1 protein-coding gene is annotated in these 1,481 nt (G+C 77.2%); it reads right to left on the bottom strand.

The features are described 5' to 3' along the window. Positions 1-354: 354 nt before the first annotated feature. Positions 355-1,481: MSCRAMM family protein (locus B7P34_RS35875; RefSeq protein WP_146167042.1), on the bottom strand; the 1,127-nt coding region annotated here is incomplete at its 5' end.

The following is a 1,481-nucleotide window of genomic DNA, read 5'->3' as shown; positions in this document are numbered from 1 at the left end:
GAGGGCCCGGGCGCTGACCGGCGGCCCGGAACCCTCTCCCGCCGCGACGGCGATGCACCCCCGCGGCGAGGGTCCGGCGGAATCGAGGACGGCCGTCACCGATTCCGCCGGACCCTCACCATCGCGGCTGAGCGCCGCGGCGGCGGAAGGGTGGTGCCCGGCACCAAGACTCCAGGCTCGCCCCGGACCTCTCTCCCGCCGCCGCGGCGATCCGTCCCGGCCCCGCCGGGAAGGGCAGGGGGAGTGCCGCCCGGGCACTCCCCCACCGCCGCCACGGCGAGGCACCACCACGGCGAGGGTCCGGCGGAATCCGCACGAGAGCGCCCCGCGCGTATACGGACCCTCACCAGGCGGCTAGTCCGCGTGGCCGAGCTGGAGGTCCCGTTCCGTGCGGCCGCCCCCCGCCACCTGGAGCACCGTGGCCACCGGCGGGTACCCCGCGGCGATGACCGTGTACTCGCCCGCCGACAGGTCGACGAAGCGGAACGCCCCGTCGGGCCCGGTCGTGGCCGTGTCGACGACGTTGCCCGCGGCGTCGAGGAGCGTGACGCGGGCGTCCTCGACGAGCCGCCCGCCGCCCGCGCGGACGACGCCCCGCAGCACCGCGCCGCCGGCGAGCTCGATGTCCTGGCGGGTCTCGCGGCAGGACTGGACGGTGACGGGGAGGGCGGCGGGCCGGAAGACGGGCGCGCTGCCGGCGAGGGTGTACTCGCCGGCGATGAGCTCGCCGATGTCGTAGCCGCCGTCGCGCCCGGTGCGGGTGGAGGCGACGACTTCGCCGTGCACGTTGGTCAGGGTGACGAGCGCGTCCCGTACGGGCGATCCGTCGGCGGTGAGCACGGTCCCGGCGAGCCGCCCGGCGCCGCCGAGGACCACGTCGAGCTCGACGGGGCGTTCGCCGACGGTGACGGTGACGGCCTGGGGCTGGTGGCCGCCGGCGGCGGCGATGAGGACGTAGGAGCCGGTGCCGGGGGTGCTGAGGGCGTACCGCCCGTCCTCGCCGGTCGCGCCGCGCCCGATCTGCCGGCCCCCGCTGTCGATGAGGGTGAGGGCGGCGCGGGGGACGGTCGTGCCGTCGTGGTGCTGGACGACCCCGGTGACGGGGATGCCGGCGACGTAGGGGGGTTCTTCCTCGGGCGGGGCGGTCCGCGCCGAGGGGATGACGGGGGCTTCTGCGAGGTTTTGGGACACCGGCGGTTTCTCCTTCAGCAGGAAGGCGAGTAAAAGGCCCAGGACGAGGACGGGTACGAGGTACAGGAAGGTCGGCGGCAGGGCGTGCGCGTACGCCCGTGCGTAGCCGCTGCGGAGTTCGGGGGGCAGGGCGCGCAGCAGCCGCGGGGTGAGGGGGCTGACGGCCCCGCCGTCGGAGAGGCGGCGGGCGAAGAGGGTGCCGAGGGCGCCCGCGCCGGCCGCGCCGCCGAGTTGCCGGAAGTACGTGGCGGCGGCGCCGGCGGCGGCCCGGTCCGCGGCGGGGACGGCGC

Origin of the sequence: Streptosporangium nondiastaticum (assembly GCF_003011965.1) — a bacterium.
GTDB classification, from domain to species: domain Bacteria; phylum Actinomycetota; class Actinomycetes; order Streptomycetales; family Streptomycetaceae; genus Streptomyces; species Streptomyces nondiastaticus.
The sequence above is the reverse complement of the archived record's forward strand: the minus strand, read 5'-3'. Positions and strand labels throughout refer to the sequence as shown.